The organism is Akkermansia sp. NBRC 115031 (genome assembly GCF_030268505.1).
Taxonomy (GTDB): domain Bacteria; phylum Verrucomicrobiota; class Verrucomicrobiia; order Verrucomicrobiales; family Akkermansiaceae; genus Akkermansia; species Akkermansia massiliensis.
In genome coordinates this window covers 36,005-55,623 of the sequence record NZ_BSQU01000006.1, presented here as the reverse complement: position 1 = coordinate 55,623, position 19,619 = coordinate 36,005, and the positions used below count along the sequence as shown (strand labels likewise).

At 57.3% G+C, this 19,619-nt stretch carries 14 protein-coding genes; 6 read left to right on the top strand and 8 right to left on the bottom strand.

The annotated features are described in order from the left end of the window. Positions 1-626: 626 nt before the first annotated feature. Positions 627-1,346, bottom strand: coding sequence for a GDSL-type esterase/lipase family protein (locus QSJ36_RS08995; protein ID WP_285468364.1), 720 nt, complete (start codon positions 1,344-1,346; stop codon positions 627-629). Positions 1,347-1,488: 142 nt separating this feature from the next. On the opposite strand from QSJ36_RS08995, the gene rpoN reads away from it, so the two are divergent. After that, positions 1,489-2,886 (top strand): RNA polymerase factor sigma-54, encoded by a 1,398-nt coding sequence (rpoN, locus tag QSJ36_RS08990; RefSeq protein ID WP_285468362.1) that lies wholly within the window; start codon positions 1,489-1,491, stop codon positions 2,884-2,886. 150 nt (positions 2,887-3,036) lie between these two features. Next, on the top strand, positions 3,037-4,191 hold the full coding sequence (locus QSJ36_RS08985) for an MFS transporter (protein ID WP_102726718.1): 1,155 nt from the start codon (positions 3,037-3,039) through the stop codon (positions 4,189-4,191). 23 nt (positions 4,192-4,214) lie between these two features. On the opposite strand, the gene QSJ36_RS08980 is transcribed toward QSJ36_RS08985, so the two are convergent. Together QSJ36_RS08980 and eboE are read right to left on the bottom strand one after the other, a co-directional pair. Continuing rightward, the gene (locus QSJ36_RS08980; RefSeq protein WP_022397072.1) at positions 4,215-5,165 is read right to left on the bottom strand and encodes a hypothetical protein; all 951 of its coding nucleotides are present in this window, start codon (positions 5,163-5,165) and stop codon (positions 4,215-4,217) included. 3 nt (positions 5,166-5,168) lie between these two features. Then, on the bottom strand, positions 5,169-6,434 hold the full coding sequence (eboE, locus tag QSJ36_RS08975) for a metabolite traffic protein EboE (RefSeq protein ID WP_285468360.1): 1,266 nt from the start codon (positions 6,432-6,434) through the stop codon (positions 5,169-5,171). A gap of 94 nt (positions 6,435-6,528) precedes the next feature. On the opposite strand from eboE, the gene QSJ36_RS08970 reads away from it, so the two are divergent. Beyond that, positions 6,529-8,901: a glycoside hydrolase family 95 protein gene (locus tag QSJ36_RS08970; RefSeq protein ID WP_285468359.1), complete on the top strand. Its 2,373-nt coding sequence runs from the start codon at positions 6,529-6,531 to the stop codon at positions 8,899-8,901. A gap of 232 nt (positions 8,902-9,133) precedes the next feature. Beyond that, positions 9,134-9,886 carry a GNAT family N-acetyltransferase gene (locus tag QSJ36_RS08965; RefSeq protein ID WP_345783935.1) on the top strand — a complete coding sequence of 251 codons (753 nt, stop codon included), beginning with the start codon at positions 9,134-9,136 and terminating at the stop codon, positions 9,884-9,886. 342 nt (positions 9,887-10,228) lie between these two features. On the opposite strand, the gene QSJ36_RS08960 is transcribed toward QSJ36_RS08965, so the two are convergent. From QSJ36_RS08960 to QSJ36_RS08950, 3 genes are all read right to left on the bottom strand, one after another. Further along, on the bottom strand, positions 10,229-11,674 hold the full coding sequence (locus QSJ36_RS08960; protein ID WP_022397076.1) for a Gfo/Idh/MocA family oxidoreductase: 1,446 nt from the start codon (positions 11,672-11,674) through the stop codon (positions 10,229-10,231). A 489-nt stretch (positions 11,675-12,163) separates the two neighbouring features. Further along, positions 12,164-12,772, bottom strand: a complete 609-nt coding sequence (locus QSJ36_RS08955; protein WP_022397077.1) for a hypothetical protein — start codon at positions 12,770-12,772, stop codon at positions 12,164-12,166. 112 nt (positions 12,773-12,884) lie between these two features. After that, the gene (locus QSJ36_RS08950) at positions 12,885-14,174 is read right to left on the bottom strand and encodes a DEAD/DEAH box helicase (RefSeq protein ID WP_102721414.1); all 1,290 of its coding nucleotides are present in this window, start codon (positions 14,172-14,174) and stop codon (positions 12,885-12,887) included. A gap of 343 nt (positions 14,175-14,517) precedes the next feature. Between QSJ36_RS08950 and QSJ36_RS08945 the strand changes: the two genes are divergently transcribed. Together QSJ36_RS08945 and QSJ36_RS08940 are read left to right on the top strand one after the other, a co-directional pair. After that, positions 14,518-15,471 (top strand): hypothetical protein, encoded by a 954-nt coding sequence (locus tag QSJ36_RS08945; RefSeq protein WP_285468355.1) that lies wholly within the window; start codon positions 14,518-14,520, stop codon positions 15,469-15,471. Positions 15,472-15,482: 11 nt separating this feature from the next. Then, positions 15,483-16,307: a hypothetical protein gene (locus QSJ36_RS08940; protein WP_285468353.1), complete on the top strand. Its 825-nt coding sequence runs from the start codon at positions 15,483-15,485 to the stop codon at positions 16,305-16,307. Between the two features lie 45 nt (positions 16,308-16,352). On the opposite strand, the gene pgsA is transcribed toward QSJ36_RS08940, so the two are convergent. Together pgsA and ligA are read right to left on the bottom strand one after the other, a co-directional pair. After that, positions 16,353-16,961, bottom strand: coding sequence for a CDP-diacylglycerol--glycerol-3-phosphate 3-phosphatidyltransferase (gene pgsA / locus QSJ36_RS08935; RefSeq protein ID WP_253231547.1), 609 nt, complete (start codon positions 16,959-16,961; stop codon positions 16,353-16,355). A gap of 253 nt (positions 16,962-17,214) precedes the next feature. Continuing rightward, a complete protein-coding gene (gene ligA / locus QSJ36_RS08930; RefSeq protein WP_285468352.1) occupies positions 17,215-19,599 on the bottom strand; it encodes an NAD-dependent DNA ligase LigA in 2,385 nt (794 codons plus the stop codon). Between the last annotated feature and the right edge of the window lie 20 nt (positions 19,600-19,619).

Genomic DNA, 19,619 nt, shown 5'->3' with positions numbered 1-19,619 from the left:
TCAGGAGATTCGCCTATGCAATATTACCTTTTCAAATGCAAAAACTGCTGAATAACAGCCTTTGCGTGATCGGGGGATCAGTTAATTTGGCGTTGGCGGTTTCTTTTACGCCCAGGTGCAGTAATTCAACGGAATAGCGATTGTCATGAAGAAGATAATGAGAATGGGAAAATTCGTGGTGTTCTCTGTTTTTAGAATTTCCCCTTGATAGATAAAAATTTTTTTTATTCATTAATTTACTCAACGTCAATATTTTAGATTACTTGCATATTTTCTTGCTTAAGAAAATGAATGAGACGGTAAAAAGTAATGCAGCAATAGATGAAAATATAATAGAAAATGTGCTATGGAACCATTCATCAAAACACAGTTCTCTAAGTCCGGAACATACACATAATACGTTGAAGATAGCTACACTAACGAGAATAAATTTCATTTTCAAAGGGTATTAAGCGAAGTAATTTAATCCTGAGGAGTGAAATTCTCAAGCATAAAGGCCTGAAAATGTTTCTGCAGGAGCCGTAAATTTCCCCCAATGATATTCCCGGCGCTACGGCTCCATAAACTGAATGCTGGAAGAGGGACATTTCTTCCGTCCGTCATGCGGTGAAGAAGAAAGGAGAGGATTACTTGCAGTATTTTTTCATGTAGGGCAGCACGGCGTTTGCCCAGATGGCATAACCCTTTTCCGTAAAGTGCAGGTTGTCCCTGCTGATGCCGGGCAGGAGCTTTCCTGAGGGGTCCAGAAAGCGCTTGTTGATGTTGGCGTAGGTGGTGCGGGGCAGTTTGCACTGGGCCAGGACGGCATTGATTTTGTCATTGTGCTGGCGCAGCTTGTCCTGCGGCCCCGTGCCGCGCGGGAAAATGCCCAGCAGCAGAACGTGGGTGTCCGGGAACCTGACCAGCAGGTGCTGAACGGCTCCCAGAATGCCCATGGCCGTTTTTTCCGGAGCTTCTCCTCCCTTGAAATGGCCGGTGTTGTTGGTGCCGATCATGACGATGCAGAGTTTGGGTTCCGTCTGGGCCGGAATGCCGGAGTCCGTGATGCGGTAGATCAGGTTGGTGGTCTGGTCCCCGGAAATGCCGAAGTTGCAGGGATGGTAGGGTTTGAACGCCTTTTCCCATACTTGCTTTCCTTCTCTTTTCCAGTAGTCCGTGATGGAGTCTCCCAGGAAAAGGACGCCGCAGGAGTTGTTTTTTACCTGTTCCACCTGCTGTTCATACTGCTGCCTCCACCATTGGGGCTGTTCCCGCGGCAACGGGAGCAGGGGGGACGGCAGGTCGGCCGCCGTCGCCATGGAGAGGGAGGCCAGGAGGGAGAACGCAATTGCATGCAAGGTTTTCATTTACTTTCATAGTATACGTATGTTTTTTTTAAACGTTACATGAAAGTTGTGGTCTTTTTCCGCTTCTGCTGTGCGCTGGCAGCTCTTGCGCCGGGGCGTTCCCCCTTGCCAGATTCCGGGGGGTGGTGTAGCTTGTGACGGTATGAGTGAGGTATCCCTGCAGCATGGAATGGCGCGCCAGATGGCCGCCTCCCAGTCCATGCAGGCCGGGATGCAGATTCTCCAGGCCTCCGCTCTGGAATTGAAGCAGCTTCTCCGCCACGCGCTGGAGACCAATCCCATGCTTGAGGAATTGCCGGACGCTTCTCCGGAAGCTCTGGAGGACGGTCCGGACGGAGACGCCTGGAATGAGCGGGAGGACGGCTGGAACGAGTTTACGCCGGAAGGCCGCCCATCCGCGGAGGCCGCCGCACGCCGCGATTTCATGTATGAGTCCGTGGTGGCTCCGGAGTCCCTGAAAACCCATTTGATGGACCAAGCACAGCATTCCGCGCTGACCGGGCGCGCCCGGGACGCCCTGTTCCTGCTGATTGACGCCCTGGACGACCGTGGCTTCCTGACGGAGTCCCCGGAGGAGCTGGAGGAACGGGAGTGCTTCAGTATGCGGGATATGCAGGAGGCCCTGGCCGTACTGAGGGGGATGGACCCTCCCGGCGTGGGGGCGGTGGATTTGAGGGATTCCCTGCTGATTCAGCTTGAGCAGCGCGGCCTGAAGCGTTCGCTTGCCTTCCGCCTGGTCAAACGCTGCTGGCGGGAGCTGGCGGCGCACAAGTATGAGGAGGCCGCGCGCTTGCTGGACGTGGAGCCGGAAGCCGTGGCGGAGGCTCTGGAAGTGATCCGCAGCCTGACGCCGGATCCCGGCTGCGCCTATGCTCCCGGCGGCAATCCCCATCTGCTTCCTGACGTCGTCGTGGAGGAAGGGCCTTCCGGGGTTCTGGATGTAGTCCTCACTTCCGAGTACCTGCCGCGCCTGTCCATGAATGAACGGTACATGGAGCTGATGGCGGAGAGCTCCGGCAGCCGGGAGCTCCGGCAGTACCTCCGCAAGGCCTTCCGGGAAGGGCAGGAGCTGCTGCGCGCCCTGGACATGAGGCAGGAGACCGTGCTGCGCCTGGCCCGCGCCATTGTGCGGCGGCAGAAGGATTTTTTCAGGTTCGGCCCGTCCCGGCTGAAGGCCATGGGCATGGAGGAGGTGGCGGAGGAAATGGGCGTGCATGTCTCCACGGTTTCCCGTGCGTGCCGGGACAAGTACCTGTTGTGCAAGTGGGGAATGAAGGAGCTGAGGGCCTTTTTCAGCGCGGGCGTTCCGGCTGAGGGGGGCGCTTCCCCGGACGGAGCGGGCGCGGAGGCCGTGGCGTCCGGCGCCGTTCAGGAGCTGATGCGGCGGTTGATTGCAGAGGAAGATTCTTCCAAACCCCTCAGTGACGCCAGGCTGGCCGCCGCGCTGCAGGAGCAGGGGGTGAACATCGCCCGCCGCACGGTGGCGAAGTACCGGGAGCAGATGAAGATTCTGCCCGCCTCCCTGCGCCGGGGGATATGACAGTCCACTATATTTTTTTAATGGTTTATTGATAGTTTATTATCAATAATTTATGTCTTGTTCTGCGGGAATGCTTTCCCTGTTTTTATTTCCGGCGGAAGAGGCGGTTGACTGATGCGGCTTTGGTGCTATAGTCCCCGCTTTATCGTGATGCGTACATTTACCTGGCCTATTGCCCTGCTGCTGGCGGGGCTTCTTTTTCAGACGGTGGCGTTTGCCGTTCTGAATACGGTGGTTCCGCTGTGGATGGAACAGTCTGACGCCGCCACCTGGGAGGCCGGGCTGGTGGGGGCTTTTTTCTTTCTGGGGAACCTGGCGGGCACGCTGATGGCCGGCGGGGTGATCCGCAAGGCCGGGTTCAAGGGTAGCTACCAGTACGCGTGCGTTTTATGCGCGGCGTCCACCCTGCTGCTGCTTGTGTTTCCCGGCGCGCTGGCCTGGAGCGGCCTCCGGCTGCTGACGGGGATAAGCTGCGCCCTGGTCTGGGTGGTGGTGGAAAGCGCCCTGCTGAGGGCCGGAACGCTGAAAACCCGCGGCATTCTTCTGGCATCCTACCTGGTGGTTTATTATCTGGGAACGGTGCTGGGCCAGCTCCTCCTGGGCTGGTTCCCCAGTGACATGTCCTTGGTGGTGACGGAGGTATGCGTTCTGTCCGCAGTGGGCATGATTCCCCTGCTGTTTGCCCGCCTGGAGTCTGATTCCGCGGGCGCCCTGTCTTCCACCCATGTGGAGGTTCGGACGCTGCTGAAACGCCGCAGCGTATTCCTGGGCGTGGTGGGGTGCGTTATTTCCGGCGTGGTGCTGGGAACGATTTATTGCCTGATGCCCCTGTTCCTGAAACACCAGGGCATGAACCACTCCTCCGTGGGGTACTGGATGGCCCTGCTGATTGCCGCGGCCATTCTGGGCCAGTGGCCCATGGGACGGCTGGCGGACAAGTACGGGCGCGCCTTCGTCATGAAATGCCAGTCCCTGCTGGTGGTGGCCGCCTGTGCCGGACTGGTGCTGAAAGGCGGCCTGATGGCCCCCTCCCTGATCGCGCTGGGGCTGGCGGGTTTCTCCCTGTACCCCGTCGCCATGGCCTGGGGGTGTGAAGAGGCCTCACGGGATGAGCTGGTGACCATGAACCAGCTTCTGCTGCTGAGCTACTCCATTGGCACGCTGGCCGGGCCTTCCCTGACCTCCTTCCTGATGCAGCGGTATTCCGACAACTGGATGCCGATGGTCATTGCGCTGGTGGCGCTCTCCTTCATGCCCGTGCTGATGCTGGGCGGCGGCCACGGAAGAAGAAAGCTGTCCCGGTAAAAGAAGAGGGGGAGAAAGAGGCGTCAGGGTTTTTTCTGGTCCGCCGCGGCGTTTTTCTCCGGTTTGGGCACGTCATTGTCCGCCACCTGGTGAATCATGTCCGTCAGGGCGTGCACATAGTCCTCCGTATGGGAATCCGTAATGGCGTACTTGCACAGGCATGAGACCGTGGGGATGCCCAGCGCCGCGTAATGGCGGTCATTGCCCGCAATGGCGGAGGGCTCCCGGTGGAAGGTGGGGGGAGCCTGCTCCCAGGATTTGGTGAAGGGAGTGGCGCACTGGCCCGCGAATTCCTTGCCGCGGAGCGTGGTCATGAACAGCACGGCTTCCTGCGGGGATTCCGGTTCCGGCTGTTTCTGCTCCGCAGCGGCGGCCAGTTCCTGCGGTTCCAGGTTGATCATGCCCAGGATGTTGGCCGCGCCGATGCTGCCGCTCAGGGTTTTGGCGTGGACGGAGGCTCCTGAGGAGGCGGATGCGGGTTCCGCTCCGTTTGCATACGCGACGAAGTAAATGTTGTGGTTGGTGGGAATGTCCTTGAGGCCCCTGGCCGTTTCCAGCAGCAGGGCCGCTCCGCTTCCGTTGTTGAACCGTTCGCTGGAATCGTAATTGGCCCCCACCACGATGCTCTGGTTGTTGGAATACAGTCCGGGCTTGTAAACCAAGACGTTGTAGATGGCGGTCCCCTTTTTCGCATCCCCTCCGGAAACGGGCTGCAAGGTGACGGCATAACCCATGTCCGAGAAGCTTCCGGCGATGTATTTGGCGGCGGCTTCCATGGATTTGGGCTGCCGGGCGTTTCTGGGCCCGATGTCTTTTTGCAGGACTTCCGTATGCTTTTCCATGCGCGCGCCCAGGCTCCGCGGCGTATCCGGGCTGCCGGAGGAGGAAGCGGGAAGGAGGGTGCAGGAGGAGAGGCCGGAGGCCAGCAGCAGGAATCCGGCGGTCAGGGCGGCGTGTTTGTGAATGCGGGTCATCTCTTACAGGGTTTCAACGTAATGCAGTTCACGGGCAATCTGGGCGGCCAGGGGAATTTTCAGATGGTCCGGCAGGACGCTCCACGTATAGGTTTCCACCTCCAGGTGCGGGTTCAGGCCCGGATGGCTGCGGAGGAAGGCGTGCGTTTTCAGGATGAAATCCTCCGTGCCCCGCAGGGGCGGTTCCGGGGAGGCGTACAGGGGAATGTGGTAATGAATGCGCCATTGGGAATCCCGCGTTTCCTCCGCGTAATCCCGCCCGTAGGCCAGGGCGTTCGGCAGGTCCGGGAAAAGCATGGTTCTGCCCCGGTGGAGAATGCTTGTCTGGTGGAAATAAACGCCGTCGTCAAACTGGCGGAGGAGTTCCAGGTCTTCCTCCCCGCGTATGCGGCATTCCAGGGCGTTGGAGAACTGCACCTTGCAGAGGGAGATGTTGTTTTCCTCCCAGGCGGAGAGGGTGTCTGCCGATTCCTCCCGCAGGATGGCGAAGTGGCAGGTGTCATACGTCAGTCCCAGATGGCGTTCAACGAGTTCGGGGCGGCGGGAGTGGTTGCGCAGGCCGTTGAAAAAGCGGATGGCGCCCTCCGTATCGTGGAAATGGCCGAAAGGCTCCGGCTCCAGCCCAAGCTGCATCAGGCGTCCGGTCTGCCTGCTCAGCACGTCCAGGAATCCGCTCATGGCGTCCAGACGGGAGAACATGCGCTCCTCCTCCGCATGGAACCAGCTGTGGGAGGCGGGGAGCGTGCTGACGGTCAGCCTGTCTGCGTTTTCATCCCCGATGCGGGCCAGGATGCGGAAGAGGTTGCAGGTGTATTCAAAACGTTCCGGCGTGGTCCAGTCCGGCTGGAAAACGTGTTCCTTCACCCGCTGGCCGTGAAAGTTCCCGTAGGGAAAGCCGTTGAGGGTTTCCACGCGCGCGTCGTGTTCGTCCAGCCATGATTTCAAGGCTTCCACGGCGTGCGGCGTTTCCAGCAGTTCCGCTGCCGCCCTGGCGGACAGGCGCAGGCCGATGCCCAGGGGGCGGTCCTTCAGGGGGGAATTCAGTGCGGCCAGTTCCTGCCGGATGCGGGGAACGTGGGTCTGGAGGGCTTCCCGGGTTTCCGCCCAGGATTCGGCGGGATGGATGTTGGTGCAGTAGGAAAGCATGGCGGGGCAGTATGTGCTGGTTTGGGGAACGGCGTTCCACTCCGGGGGAAAATAGTGGAAGATGCGTGCGCATGGGGCGTTCCTCAAGCCTACATACGGTTCCGCAGTGAGGAAAAATTTCATGGAATTGCGGCTTTTGGCGTCATCCGGAAGCGTCCTTTCCGGCGGAAAGAATGGCTTTGAAAAGGCTCCGGATATATGGTAGTATCTTTCCGTAATGCGTCCGTTCTTCTTTCTCCTTCTTGGTGTTCTGTTCCACGGGGACGTCCTGCGCGCGGCGGAGGAATCAACGGCCTGGAAATCCTCCCTGATCCGGTTCAGCCGTCCGGCGGAATGGAAGGAGACGCGGCCCCAGAAGGGAACCGGGGACAACTCCTGGGCGAAGGACGCCACGCCGATCGGCAACGGAAGAATAGGAGCGCTCATTTACGGAGGCGTGGAAAAGGACCGCCTGGAGCTGACGGAAATCAGCATGTGGTCCGGAGGTTTTTGCAGTGCGGAAGTCAAGGACAAGGGGCCGGATTCCGTCAAATTCGGATCCTACCAGCCGTTCGGCACGCTGGAAATCACGTATCCGGCAGCAGAGAACGTGCAGGATTATAAAAGGACGCTGGATGTGGCGGAGGCGCTGGCCTCCGTGTCCTACAACTCCGGGGGAGTCCGTTACCGGAGGGAGTATTTCGCCAGCGTTCCGCACCAGGTGGTTTCCATTACGGTGCAGGGGGACAGGCCCCGTTCCGTGGAAGCCTCCTTCCGCCTGGCGACCTTGCATCCTCAGGACAGGATTACGGCCACGGCCGGAGGGGGCAGGGGAATGATTCTGATGCAGGGTTCCCTGAAAAACGGATTGACCTATGAGGCACGCATTGCCGTTCTTCCCAGGGGTGGAAGTGTCACGGCTGACGGCGGCTCCATCACCGTCCGGCAGGCTGATTCCTGCCGCGTGCTGGTTTCTCTGGCTACGGATTACGTGCTGGACGCTTCCCGGAACTGGAAGGGGGAGCCGCCCCGCAAGAGGAATGAAGCCGTTCTGGCCCGTGCGCTCAAGGCGGCTCCGGAGCAGCTGAAAGCCGCCCACCGGGGCGCCTACGGCAAGCTTTACCACCGCGTTTCCCTGGACCTGGGAGAGACGGAGGACGCCACGGCGGAACTCCCCGTCAACGAGAGGCTGAAGAGGTACAGGCAGGCGGTGGACGCCGGAAGGGACGCCCGTGATCCCGATCTGGAGGAACTGGTGTTCAACTTCGGCCGCTACGTCATCCTTTCCTCCTCCCAGCCGGGGAATCTGCCCGCCAACCTCCAGGGCCTGTGGAATTACAGCCTGATTCCGCCGTGGGATTCCGACTACCACAATAATATCAACATCCAGATGTGCTACTGGGGAGTGCTCCCCTCCAACCTGGCGGAATGTTATGACCCGCTGGTGGATTACATCCGGGAAATGGCGCCCGCCGCGCGTAAAATCACCCGGGAGGAGAAAGAGTTCAGGACGGCTGGCGGCAAGCCCGCTCCGGGCTGGACGTCCAGGACGGCCCAGAACATTTACGGGGGCCAGGGATTTAAATGGAACAAGCCCGCTTCCGCGTGGTATGCCCTGCATCTGTGGGAACGCTACCTGTTCACGATGGACAGGGAGTATCTGAAAACGACGGCTTACCCGATGATGAAGGAAATCTGCCGTTTCTGGGAAAGCCAGCTCAAGCCCCTGCACGCGGGAGGAAGCAATTTCCGGACGGAGGACAGGAAGGTGACGCCGGAAATAATCTCCCGGAAGTTGAAGGACGTGAAGGAAGGAACGCTGGTGGCTCCGATGGGCTGGTCCCCGGAACACGGCCCCAGGGAGGACGGCTGCGCGCATGACCAGCAGATCGTGTGGGAATTGTTCAATGATACCGTACAGGCCGCGGAAACCCTGGGCGTGGACGCCGCCTGGAGAAAGGAACTGACCGCCAAGAGAGACCTTCTGGCCGGTCCCAGGGTGGGGGAGGACGGCCTGCTGCTGGAATGGATGATCGCCCGCAAGCCGGGCGGCTCCTGGGACCCGCGCCACCGGCACACCTCCCACCTGTTTGCCGTTTATCCCGGCAGCCGGATCAACCCGGAAAAGACGCCGGAATGGGCGGAAGCCGCCCGCAAATCCCTGCTGGCGCGCGGAACCACGGGGGATTCCCGCCGTTCCTGGACCTGGGCGTGGCGCGCCAGCCTCTGGGCGCGTTTTCTGGACGGGGAAAAGGCTTATGAGATGATTCGGGGCATGATGCGCCACAGCATGATGGACAGCCTGTTCACCACGCATCCGCCCATGCAGGTGGACGGGACCATGGGCATCGTGGCCGGTTTTGCTGAAATGCTGCTCCAGTCCCGCACCGGCCGCCTGCATCTTCTGCCGGCCCTGCCGGAAGCCTGGAAAAACGGGAGCGTGCGCGGACTGAAAGCCCGCGGCAACATTACCGTGGACATGGACTGGAAGGACGGCAGGGTAACGCAGTTCCGCCTTTCCTCCCCGATGGCGCAATCCGTCCGGGTGGCCGCCAATGGCACGGAAAAGACGTATGAACTGACGCCGGAGACGCCCGTCAGGGGCAGTTGAGGAATCTTCAGAACGGTTCAGGACCGATGTCTCTCACGCCGTTACAGCTGTTTTTCAGCAGGTACAGCCTTGTTTCTGTTGTAATGCGCCCCATTTGCCAAGGGAGTAATGCGCCCGCTGATGCCCGGATGAACAAAAGGGCTTGTGCCTGCAACGGGAAGTCGGGGCACGGAATGAGTTTTTGACATTTCCGCAGGCGGATATTAAAATTAGTAGAATGGAAGATGCGCCTTTGAATACGGATTTTATCAATTTAACGGCGGACAATCTGGCCAGTGAACATTTATGCTGCATTATCCGCAGCCGGGCCCCCCATCCGGGCGTTGAAGCAAAGCGGCAATGGCTTTCCGGCCGGATCAGGGAAGGCCACGTCTTTAGAAAGTTAAATGCCAAGGGAGTGGTTTTTATTGAATATGCCCCTCTGGAGACGGCCTGGGTTCCCATCCTTGGGGACAACTACTATTATATATATTGCTTGTGGGTTTCCGGCAGCTACAAGGGGAAAGGGTATGGAAAATTGCTGATGGAATATTGTCTGGCTGATGCCAGGGAAAAGGGCAAATCCGGCGTTTGCATGCTCGGAGCTGAAAAACAAAAAGCCTGGCTTGCCGATCAATCCTTCGCGAAGAAGTTCGGCTTTGAGGCGGTGGATGCTGCCAGCCATGGCTATGAACTGCTTGCTCTTTCCTTTGACGGCACAACGCCGAGGTTTGCGCCGAATGCCAAAAAGGGGAGAATTGAGAGCCGGGAGCTGACAATTTATTATGATATGCAATGCCCCTTTGTGCATCAAAACATTGAGATCATAAAACGGTACTGTGGAGAGAACGATGTTCCGGTATCTCTCATCAGGGTGGATACGCTGCAAAAAGCAAAGGAATTGCCCTGCGTCTTCAATAACTGGGGCGTGTTTTACAAGGGGAATTTTGAAACGGTGAATTTGTTATTGGACATTGCCAATCTAAAGAGAATCCTCAAGAAATGAGTTGAGTCGGCGCTTTCATAAATTATTCAGGCTGTGTGGTTGTACCTTCCGGGTGCAAGGCATTCTTCCTTTCCTGCCTTTTTCACTAACAGCAGGCAGGGAACCAATGCTTATTGCGGGTTTTCATGCTCCGTCTTTATGAACGTGAGCGCCCGTTCCATCAAGGAACAGGGGGGCTGCCAATGGAACAGCCTGCTTCCTTTTGCCCCTGCAACCGCTGTTCACGCCAATAAAAAACAGGCACGCCTTGCAGCGGCCTGTTTTCTGAACGGGAAATCCGCTCCGGCCTGGAAGCCCGCTGTAAAGGCGGAAAAGCTCCAGGCCGGATGGGGAATGAGTTTTTTACTGAACGATGCCCAGCGGGGCGGTCGTCTTCCAGTCTCCGCGGGTGAAGTCCGGGAACACCTGGGGCATGCCGCCCTGGGCCACGGAGTATTCGGAAAGCTCGGAGACGGAGGACCAGAAGGCGCCTTCGTATACGTTCTGGTCCATCGGTTCGCCCTTGCGGAGGCATTCGATGATGCGGTAAAGCATCACGAAGTCCATGCCGCCGTGGCCGCCCATCTTCAGGGCCAGCGGGCCGACTTTCTTCCAGAGCGGGTGATCGTACTTTTCAAAAATGGGGGCCAGTTTTTCGTTGCCTTCAATCCATTCGTGATAGTTGCCGTTGCCCAGCTTTTCACCGGCCACGCGGGTCGGGAAGCCGGCCAGCGTGCCCAGGGTGCCCTGAATGAGGTTCAGGCGGGAGTAGGGGCGCGGGCTGGTTTCATCCCATTCCACCAGGATGGTGCGGCCCATGGTGGTCTTGATGATGGAGGTGTTCATGTCGCCGCAGGCGAAGTCCAGCTTGTTCCACTTGTGGTCCGCCGGGAAATTCTTCTTGGCATAGGCGGCGCGGCCCAGGGCCGGGCTGGAGAAGGAAACGAGCCTGCCGAAGCAGTCGTCCTTGCGGGCCAGGTTCATGTACTGGGCGATGGGGCCGAGGCCGTGCGTGGGGTAGACGTTGCCGTTGCGCTTGGCGTAGTGGTAGGTTCTCCAGGAGCCGGTGCCGCGGTCCACCTGCTTCATCTGGCCGCGCAGTTCGTGGATGTAGGCGGCTTCCCCGTACAGCAGGTCGCCGATGACGCCCTGGCGCACCATGTTCAGGTACATGAGTTCTTCACGTCCGTAGTTGACGTTTTCCATCATCATGCAGTGTTTCCGGGTTTCCTCGGAGGTGTTCACGATTTCCCAGAGCTCCTTGATGGAGACGGCCATGGGCACTTCCACAAAGGCGTGGGCGCCCATCTTCATCACGTCGCAGGTGACGCGGCAGTGCCATTCCCAGCTGGGGCAGACGATGACGGCGTCCGGCTTGACTTCCTTCATCATGCGCTTGTAGTCTTCCGGGCCGTTCGTGAAAATGGGAGGGCGCTTGCCCGTCTTCTTTTCCACCAGCGCCGCGTTGCGTTCCGCCCAGTCCTTGTACAGGTCGCAGATGCCGACGACTTCCGCGCCTTCAATGACGGCCATCTGGCCCACGTGCATGGAGCCGCGTTCACCTACGCCGACGAAGGCCACGCGCACCTTGTCCAGCTTGGGGGCCCTGAAGCCGCCCATGTAGATGGCGCCGGGCTTGCGCGGGGGCCACGTGGTCATGGGACCGATGTTGTTCGGGTCCGGAACGATGATCTTTTTGGGAGCCAGGGGAGCTACTTCCTGGGCGTTGGCGAAGGAACCGGCAGCCAGGGCGCCAGTAGCCAGACCCAGGGTCTGAAGGAAACGACGGCGTGATGATGAATTATCCATGGATGGTAATTATATGGAAGGATTTGAGTCCTTAGTTTGCCATACATACCCGGACTTGAGAATCTTTCTTTCACGGATGGTGCAAAAAATGCATTCTCCTGCGGGAGAGAGGTGCTCCGCGCCGGAGGCGTCAAAAGAGGGGAAGGCAGGCTCCTTCCGGGAGGCGGGCATGAAAAAGGCCCCATTCCTGCCGCAGTGCGGGAAGGACGGGGCCTGTCAGGTGCATCACCCGGTTGTGCCGATGTTGCATGCCGTTGCTTGGGAGTGAAGGGGGGTGAGCGTATCGCTGCACCGCGGTCCGAAGGATCGGCCCTGCATCGGAGGACATCCGGAGAGTGTTGCGTGGTGTCGCCGGCGCTGGCTGTTGTTTCCTTTCCTGGCGACGGGGAAGATCATTCCGTTTCCTGCGGCTTCTGTTCAGGGAACCTTGACGGGGTCCGCATGCCGTGGAATCGGGATCATCTTCCCGGTCGTTTTGAAGTGGTCCGGTTACTGAGCCGTGCCGGCGGCGGGAAGTTTTGACGCGGCAAGCCTGGCATAAGCTTCATTCAGCGCCTTGCCCAGCCTGGGGCGGAAAACGGTGGTGGTCGGCAGCTGCGTGCCTTCCATGTCACAGGAGCGGAGGATGTCGGGAATGGACGGGGCCAATGCACGTTTCATGATATTCATGCAGTCTTCCAGGTCCACTCCGTATTTTTCCTCCATCAGGTTTTCAATACGGTCCGCCATCTGCTCCATCCTCTCAATCTGTTTTTTAGTCAGAATCGGCTGAATGGTCGCGTTCGGGTCGGGGACGTAGCTGGTCAGCATTTCAATGGCCCGTTTCAGGTCGTCCGGCAATTCCGTTGCATTGCCGCTGTTGAGAACCTGAGCCAGAACCTGATAGCTGCTGGTAGCGTTTTCGTCATAATCATGAATGCCTGAGGCCAGCGCCACGCCTGCGATGCTCTGCACGTAGCGGGCTACTTCCGGGGAATAGTTGCCTTCCACAAACGTGGAGGGAACGTCATCCGCGTAAGCCTGCATGGCGGCCTGGCAGGCGAGGGAACCGACGGTACCCACGCACAGTGTCTTGATGATGGACGAGATGATTTTCATGATTGAAACTCCGGTTGAAGCTTCCCGACTGGAACGGTCCGGTGAACCGTTTGTAGCAAGTGAGACTGTGCAGCCCCTGATTTCGTTCAAAAGTTTTTTTGAATGATTAAAATCATGCGCCCGCACGGCTTCCCTGCCTTCCGGCGGAATTCCGCCTTCCGTAACTTTTCCGCGGCCCCCTGCGGGAGGCGGAACGGTTTTCCTGCATGGAGTTTTTCCTTTCCCGGTGCGTGCCGGGAACCGTCTGCAATTCAGACGGTATGGTGGCGCTGGAGGAATGGACGGGAAGGAGGCGCCCCAGCAGCTTGTGCACGTCCCTGGCTTTTTTGATTTCATCCGGGGAACAGAGGGCGATGGCTTGCCCGGCGGCTCCGGCGCGTGCCGTGCGGCCGATGCGGTGCACATAGACTTCCGGTTCTTCCGGCAGATCGTAGTTGATGACGAGCTGCACGTCTTTCACGTCAATGCCGCGGGCGGCGATGTCCGTGGCGACGAGAATGGGCGTTTCCCCGGAACGGAATTCCCGGAGCATGCGTTCACGCGTGCCCTGGCTCTTGTCGCCGTGGATGGCGGAGGCCGGGTGGTCCTTTCCGGTCAGGAAGGAGGCCAGGCGGTTCGCGCCGTGCTTGGTCCGGGTGAAGATGAGCGTGCGGCCCGGCTGTTCCTGCTGTTCCAGCAGATCCAGGGTAAGGGGCCTTTTTTCCGCCTGGGAGCCAACCATGCAGAGGGACTGTTCCACCCTGTCCGCCGTGGCGGCCGGGGGGGTGACCATCACCGTTTCCGGTTCCTGAAGCAGGGACTGGGCCAGTTGCAGAATGTTGTCCGGCATGGTGGCGGAGAACATCTGGGTATGGCGTTTCTTCGGGATTTTGGCGACGATCTTTTTCAGGGCCGGAGCGAAGCCCATGTCCAGCATGTGGTCCGCTTCGTCCAGAATCAGGGTTTCCACACCGCCCAGGTTGACGGTCTGGCGTTCCAGATGGTCAATCAGCCTGCCGGGCGTGGCTACCAGAATATCCAGGCCGCCGGCCAGCTTCTTGAACTGGGGGGCGTACCCCACGCCGCCGAAGATGACGGCGGTGGACAGGTTCAGCCCTTTGGCGTAGGCGCAGATGTTGTCATGAATCTGCGCGGCCAGTTCCCGGGTGGGGCTCAGGATGAGCGCCCTTACCTGGCGGGCAAGCGGCTTTCTGGGATGTTCTGAAAATTGTTGAATAAGGGGCAGGGCGAACGCGGCCGTTTTGCCGGTTCCGGTCTGCGCCAGTCCCATCAGGTCCTTGTTCTGCAGCAGCAGGGGGATGCAGGCTGCCTGGATGGGGGTGGGGGTCTTGTACTCCAGTTTCTCCAGCTGGCGGAGAATGGGAGCCGACAAGCCAAGCTCCCTGAATGTGGTTGATACCATGTTTATTGATGTGTCTGTGAATGCGCCTCGGCTGCAATGAACTGACGGAATCACGACAATAGCGGAACAAAAAGAAGCCCGCAGGAGCGATACTGAAAGGATCAATACGGAGACGCCCGTATTCCGCCAACCGCAAATGACTATCAAAAATCAACAACCAAGCACCATTCGGCGGGAACAGGGCCATAAAAGCACGGCAAAGGACAGCCGTCAAGAGAAAAAATTCCATACGTATTTGTTTGATGGTAAATAATTCCGTTATATTTATTTATAAAATATTAATTATCAGATTTTTGTAAAAAATCTAACATGATTTGATATGGTTGAGGATAAGAGTTAGCATATGAAAATGCATAGTTCTGTAGTGGTGGTTTTTATAACAATCATACCCATCAGCATAAATATAACCGATGCTGAGGAAATGGAACCTGACACAGGGGAACTGGAGATAACATCTAAGACAGTATTGAATTCGGTAATATGCCTTGTTAAAAAAACAGATAAGGAAGCAGATAAGAAAAGGACAGATGTAGGGATAGGAGAGGAAATCAAGTTGTCTTTGGGTGGTAAGAGAGTGGGCGATGTAGATAAAGAATCCGTTAAATGGTTTCTGGAAGATAAATGTAAGGATATGGCTGTGTTGGATATGAATAATGAAAATCCATTAAAGGCTAATTTAAAAGTAAGTAATAAAATTATAAATAATTGTGATCTTACTGTAAAAGTAAAAACGAATATTGGGGAAAAACCTGTTGAGAAGAAATTTAAAATATTTGTTCCCAGTGATATTAAAGGTATTTCCTCCGGTTTCAGAGTACCGGGTTATCCCGTGGATGGTGGACGAGATAAAAATCTAGTAGGGGCTTCCTCTCAAATTATAATAATAATTCATCCATTGACGGTCAATTTTCAAGAATTGGGGTTGATTGAAAAGGCAAATGATAAAGATTTGCCTGAGGATGCTCCGGTTCACGAACCTGTCAAGGATGTTGCTGTTCTTGGATCAAGGAACCATTTTCAATTTGATAATATTGGATTTGAGCAAGGAACAGTATGGGATGTTCAGAATAGACCTTATCCAATCACCTATATATATCAGTGTGGATTTTATGTTCATGTGGACAAAAAAGAATATTGTCAGGTCAGTGGAAAAGATTTTCCTATGACTGCTGTGATTGATTTTGATGGACAGAGACCGAATGGGAATGGTTTAAAAGAAGTGAAAGTAACAGTCTCCAAGTTTGATCGCGGTGTTGAACGAAGTACAGCAGGAACTGCTAAAAATATAGATTCTTAATGAATAATAAGATGAACGGAATTTTATTTTTTATCTGTGTGTTATCGTTATGCGGTTATTCCTCTGCCATTGCAGATGAGCTGAAGGTGCCTCCTTATACTGATATTTATAAAGACTCTTCCCGTTCTTTAATGAAACTGGATGAATCTTTGAAAAAAGGAAACGTATGCAGTTTTTTCAATATAACGGATAAAATATTGAAAAGATTGATGGAAAATAGGGATCATGCATGGAACGGAGACGATATTAAAGAAGTATTGTGGCTACGTTATTTGATTGCAAAAGCTCCTTTTGCAAATGTCAATGCGGAGGAAGAGCTGCAATGGTTAATTCGCAGAGGAGATTTGGATTACAGTATTAAGGAAGGCATCCTGCGACGTTTATCCTCCCGATTGATCAGGGATAAAGCGACTGTGAAGGAAATGGATTTGGACCCAAAAGTGGCTCTTGAAATTTTCTTAGCTTCCAATGCTGTGATTCTAGGCCAATTTCGTAGTGAAATAGTGCATGGTCTTGACGAAATGATTCAGAAATCAGAACAGGAATTTTTAGTGAATCAAAAAAACTTGCAGAAATCAGATGCAGATGTTTTTGCGTTTTTTAATACATTACATATTAGGGAAAGACGTGCAAGAAAGGCTGAGAGTATTGTTGAGGATATGGAAGAGGATTTTGTAAGCTTGTTAGTAAAATGCTATCCTGCAAAAGCATTGGAAGTGAAGAAATATTTGAGGATGGCTGGCTATGACGATAGACAAATTCCCGATCTATTGGATCGTACTATTGGAAAAATTCCCAAAGCGGACTATCTCTATCGAGGATACCGTAAACGCTGAGAGTAGATGGGTGATATTCCTGTTATTTGTTAACAGTCATTGAATCTACCGATTGAAAAATTTGCGCGCGCCCACGCAGTAAACGGCCCCGGAATAAACGGTCAGGATGATGGAACCCCACAGCGTGAACTGGTACAGGAAATTGGAGGCTCCGGATCCGTGCCACAGGCAGAGCGCTGCAAGCTGGTCCAGGAAGGAGGGCAGGTATTCCGGCGTATGCGTCCAGGTCAGGGCCAGTAGGCAGGCGATGCAGAAAGCCAGCTGGAAGGCGGTTTTCCATTTGCCGGACGTTCCCGCAGGGATGATGATGCCGTGGTCCTGGGCGATCTGGCGCAGGCCGGTGACCAGGAATTCCCGGCTGATGATGAGAATGGTGGCCCAGACGGGGCAGAGCCCCACGCCCGTCAGGTAAATGAAGGCGGCGGAAACGGCAATCTTGTCCGCCAGGGGGTCAATGAGCTTTCCGAAGGTGGTAACCTGGTTCAGGCGGCGGGCCAGGTAGCCGTCCAGCCAGTCCGTGCAGGCCGCCAGGATGAAGGTGACCAGTGCGGCCAGGTATCCCCAGGAATACTGATCCGCGATGCTGACTGCTGCCGTGAAGACGACTACCAGGGCAATCCGTGTCAGGGTAATGGCGTTAGGCAGGTTCAGCATACGCGGTTTATTAGGGAGCAGATGCCGGTCCGTAGCAAGCTTTTTTGCAGGATTCAGGAATTAAATTCCCGGAATGCGGCACACGGAAAAAATCAGACGGACCATGGAAGGGAGAAGGGGTGGACGGAGGGGGCACATTGGGCGTTTTTGCCTTGAGCTCCGGCGGGATGGAACAGGCGGAAGCCTGCGGCATGATGCAGGGAACGGGTTTCTGTAGCGTCGATGGGAAACAGAGTAGGGTAGGGATGGCGGCCTATTCCCCGACCAGCTTGTTGAAGTCTTCCTCGGAGATGACGGGAACGCCCAGCTTGAGGGCCTTGTCCCGTTTGGAGCCGCCGCCGCTGCCTGCCAGGAGGTAGGAGGTGGATTTGGAAATGGCTCCGGTGGCTTTCCCCCCGTGGGCGGCAATGAGCTGTTCAAAGTAGTCCCGCGGTTGGCTGAGCGTTCCGGTGATGACGAAGGTCTTGCCGGACAGGGCCCCCGCCGGGATTTCCAGAAGGTTGGCCCGGTAGGACTGGGACTGGGGATTGATGCCCAGGCCGCGCAGAACGTCCATCGTATGGTTCCCCGCTGCGGAGGTGAAAAAGCTCTGGAGGGATTTGGCCGCCGCCACGCCGATTTCGGAGCCATAGCTGAACTTGGCCGTATTTTTGCGCAGGTAGCCCGTTTCCAGATAGGGGGCGGTCAGGCGGTTGATTTCATCCGTCAGTTCCTGATGGCGCTCCTGCGCCGCCTCTGCGGAAAGCGCGCCTTCCTTCACCGCCTTCCTGTTTTCACGGGTGTTGGGGTTGGTTTTGGCGGCTTGTTCCATCAGCTCGTCCAGGCGCACGATGTCCCGGAGGTAGGAGGAGTCCGCCACATGCTCCAGGTCCGGGTGCGTGTCCGCCAGCGCCTTGGCGACTACTTCCCCCACCAGGGGAATGCCGAAGGCGATGAGCCAGCGTTCCAGCGGAAGCTCGCGCGCGTGTTGCAGGGCATCCAGCGCTTTCTGGGCGTTCTTTTCCCCATAGCGGCGCGGTTCCTCCGGCGTGCCCAGGTTCAGGTTGGCGAGCTGTTCCAGCTTCAGGGGGAAGAGGTCCAGCGCGGAGGCAGCCAGGCCGGAGCTTCTCAAAGCTTCCGCCACGGAAGAGCCGATGCTTTCCACATCCAGCGCGGAGCGGGAGCAGAAGTGGGTGATGCCCGACACGGCCTGCGCAGGACAGGTGAAGTTGGTGCAGCGCCAGGCCACTTTTCCCTCCTCCTTCATGATGGGGTTGCCGCACGCGGGGCACAGGCCCCCCGTGGCTTCCAGAATGCTGTAGGGCCTGGCATCCGCCGGACGTTTGGAAAGGTTCACTTTCAGAACGGCGGGGATGATTTCCCCCGCCTTTTCCACCAGCACGGTATCTCCGATGCGGACGTCCTTCCGGTCGATTTCATCCTGGTTGTGAAGGGTGGCTCGCGCCACCGTGGAGCCGGACAGCAGCACGGGCTTGAGTTCCGCCACGGGCGTCAGCACCCCAGTGCGGCCCACCTGCACGATGATGTTCAGCAGGGCGGTTTCCTTCTGTTCCGGGGGGAATTTGTACGCCGCCGCCCAGCGGGGCGCGCGCGCCGTGGCTCCCAGGGCCTCCCGGGTGGCCATGGAGCTGATTTTAATGACGGCGCCGTCCGTGCCGTAGGGGAGCGTGTGGCGGAGCCTGTCAATGTCCCGCACGGCCTGACGGGTGGATTCCAGGCTGTCCGTATAATACACCGGATCATTGCAGGGAATGCCGCAGTGGCGGAGCATGTCCCAGAAATCCTTTACATTCGTGAGTTCCGGCCCTTCATACGCGCCAAGCCCGTGGGCCAGGAAGGCCAGGGGACGGGCGGCCACCTGCCGGGGGTCCAGCTGCTTGAGGGTTCCGGCGGTGGCGTTGCGCGGGTTGGCGAAAGCGGGGAGCCCTTCGGCGTCCCGTTCCTCGTTCAGTTTGGCAAAGGCTTCATTGGGCATGAAGACCTCCCCGCGCACTTCCAGCACGGGAGGGGCGCCAGGGGGAAGGGTGAGGGGGACGCTGCGGATGGTGCGGACGTTGGCCGTTACGTCGTCCCCCACGTCTCCGTCCCCTCGCGTGGCCGCATAAGCCAGCTGGCCGCCGCGGTACATGATGGAGAGGGCCACCCCGTCAATCTTGGGTTCCACGGAGACGGGCACCGTTTCCGTTTTCAGCGCCTTGACCAGCTTGTTGTAGAATTCCACCAGTTCCTCGTCCGGAACAGGGGCGTCGCGCTGCTCGAAAATGTCGTCAATGGACAGCATGGGCACCGCGTGCCTGATCTGGTTGAAGCCCTGGAGCGGCGCCCCCCCCACACGGCGCGTGGGTGAATCCGGGTCAGCCAGTTCAGGATGGGCCTGTTCCAGTTTTTCAAGCTCCAAGAACAGGGCGTCATATTCCGCATCGGAGATCTCCGGTTCCGCCTGTTCGTAATACAGCCGGTTGTGGCGGCGCAGTTCGGAACGCAGGTAGTCCACGCGGTTGCGCACGTCTTCCTCCGTCTTGCCGGGCTGGACGGGGGCGGCGCTTTCCTGCGGTTCTCCGGCTTGGGATCCCGCTTCATCCTTTGCCTGCTGTGACGGCTGCTTGCCGGCCGCCAGGGAAAAAAGGTCTTCCTCCATAAGGAAAATGAGTGGAAAAG